At 56.9% G+C, this 1,562-nt stretch carries 1 protein-coding gene; it reads left to right on the top strand.

Annotation, left to right across the window (positions count from 1 at the left end):
- Positions 1-1,494 (top strand): DUF1559 domain-containing protein (locus ABX749_RS32435; protein WP_372899681.1); only part of this gene is annotated, 1,494 nt, incomplete at its 5' end.
- Between the last annotated feature and the right edge of the window lie 68 nt (positions 1,495-1,562).

The raw sequence follows: 1,562 nt of genomic DNA, 5'->3' as shown, positions 1-1,562 counted from the left end.
GTCGGCTCCGGTGGAACCGATTCCGGAGGTGTCGATCGACCGAAGCACGGCAATGCCGGTCGGCTGAGTGCTTTCGTCGCGATCGCTCCCTTCATGGAGGAGCAGAAACTTTGGGAAATGATTTCGAATCCACTTCGAAGTGGTTCCGACACATTTGCTGCGATGGGCCCCGTTCCTTGGTTCGACGAACAGGTCTACACGCCTTGGTCATTGCGTCCGAAGAGATTGGTTTGTCCGGACGATCGTCAGGCACAGACTGACACACTCGCATCCAGCTACGTGATGAATTACGGCGACGGAGTCGAAAAAGTATTCTACGGTCGCGACGATTGGCCGAACCCAAATGACTCTCGTTCGGCGATGCTCGCCAGAGCGACCCACCGCGGCGTTTTCGGAAAACAACAGGAGTACAAGTTTCGAGACGTGCTGGACGGTCTTTCCAACACCTTGATGCTTGCGGAGTCAAAAGTCGCAGGATTGCGTGTGGCAAAGAATGTTGCCGGATTGCCGTTCGATCCTTCCTTGGTCATCAAGGCTCAAGGCGGCAAACAGTTTTGGCCGGCCGGGCGGGAAGCACGCTGGTGTGACGGACTATTGCGCTCAACCGGGTTTCAAACCATTTTGCCGCCCGGTTCGCCGTCGGCGACTTCCGACCAGGGTGATCAGACCGCGGTGATGTCGGCGTCCAGCTACCACGGCCCTGGCACACACACGCTCTTTTGCGATGGCGCGGTGCGTTTCGTGGCCAACACCATCGACGCGGGTGACCCGAGCCATCCGAGCGTCGGACTCGGCGACAACGGGACAGGCGGGACGTTGACTCCGCCGGGATCCAAAAGCCCCTACGGCCTGTGGGGCGCATTGGGAACCAGAGCGAACAAAGAATCGGTGACGATCGACGTCAGGAAACGTGCCGACGGGATCACCGAACCTCGTCGTCCGATCCCCACAGAACAACTCGACGCGATTCGCAAGAAACCGATCCGAACCTGGACCGCCTCCGGAAACAGGGGCAAGATGAACGGTTGGCTCGTGTCCTGTGCGAAGGAAGGCGACGTCGTTCTGGTCAATGAGAAGGGAGACCTGAAATACCTGACGCTTTCTGACCTGATCGGCGAGGATGCCTATTGGATTGTGCAGTCCTTGGTGGCGGAGAAGGTGCAGGCCCGCGATCAACTGTTGGATCAACTGCGCGACGCGGTCGGACTGTTGGAAAGAAAAGAGTTCGGCGCTTTTCTCACACAGTTTGTCGATGCGTCGCAAATGAGCGTTCAAGAAATGGGAATTGCCAGCGCATTCGTCTTCCAGAAACGAGGCATCTTGATTCAGGGATTTGATGACGCGATCGGATTTGCCCAAAGCGGGCAAGTCAACATCCAGGACAATGACAATCGTCTGTTGGCGACCTTTAACGGCAACGATCGAAATTTGACCGGCAATCTCGTCATGCACTACGTCAACGGCCGCTGGTATTGGCTGCCGCCGCCACGCTAAGCCTTTCGGTAGGACGTCGATTCTTTTACCGCAGGATTTGGCAACCGATAAAGATTCTCTCCCTCTGG

The sequence above is a fragment of the Stieleria sp. genome, assembly GCF_041595215.1.
GTDB classification, from domain to species: domain Bacteria; phylum Planctomycetota; class Planctomycetia; order Pirellulales; family Pirellulaceae; genus Stieleria; species Stieleria magnilauensis.
The sequence above is the reverse complement of the archived record's forward strand: the minus strand, read 5'-3'. Positions and strand labels throughout refer to the sequence as shown.